Origin of the sequence: Acinetobacter lactucae (genome assembly GCF_013344765.1) — a bacterium.
GTDB classification, from domain to species: domain Bacteria; phylum Pseudomonadota; class Gammaproteobacteria; order Pseudomonadales; family Moraxellaceae; genus Acinetobacter; species Acinetobacter lactucae_A.
The window spans coordinates 1-661 of sequence record NZ_JABVBF010000391.1; the positions used below are offsets into that span (position 1 = coordinate 1).

Consider the following 661-nt stretch of genomic DNA (forward strand, 5'->3'; position numbering starts at 1 on the left):
ACATACTAGTTTGGAATAGGAAGGTGTATAGTCCTTGATTATTTTTTTAGTTAAACTTTGAAATCAACAGTTGTTATAAAAGGTATATTAGGAAAGATCAATGTGAAGCTATGATTTGAGTTATATCTTACTATTGTGTTACAACATCTTTATCTTAATATTATTAACTAAAAATGACTGAGAAAAAATCAATTTTTGCAAATTATAAAAGTATCGTTGAAGATTATATAAAGTCTTTGTATAAGAGCGATCATGTATTCTCAAGTGTAGTGAATGATAAGTTGAATCCCAATTATCAACATCTAAAAGAATTTTTTAAATTGATAGATGTACAGCTTAACTTAGAAAAACATGAGAGTGTTACTAAAGCGATGCTTAGTGCACGTCAGGGTAAAGTTATACATTTAGATTATCCTCATTTTAAAAATGTGGCTCATTATGTCTTAGATTTTATACCAGAGTATTGGAAGCACTTTAGGTTAGTCCTAAAAATTTATGCCCATCAGGAGTTAATTGTTGAAATTTTAAATGATACAAAAATTCAAATTAAACTTGAGAAAAAAAAGTCACTTATTGAAAGCCCAAGTCATTTGCATAATACTTATATTGAGTTTTTATGCCCGGAATTTAATGGGCGCTTGATTAGTTGGGGGCAAGGTTT

Annotated in this window: 1 pseudogene; it reads left to right on the plus strand. The window is 28.6% G+C overall.

Annotated features, from left to right (window positions below):
* Positions 1 to 173: 173 nt before the first annotated feature.
* Positions 174 to 661 (plus strand): annotated as a pseudogene (locus HUN22_RS17505) (hypothetical protein); the annotation flags it as partial.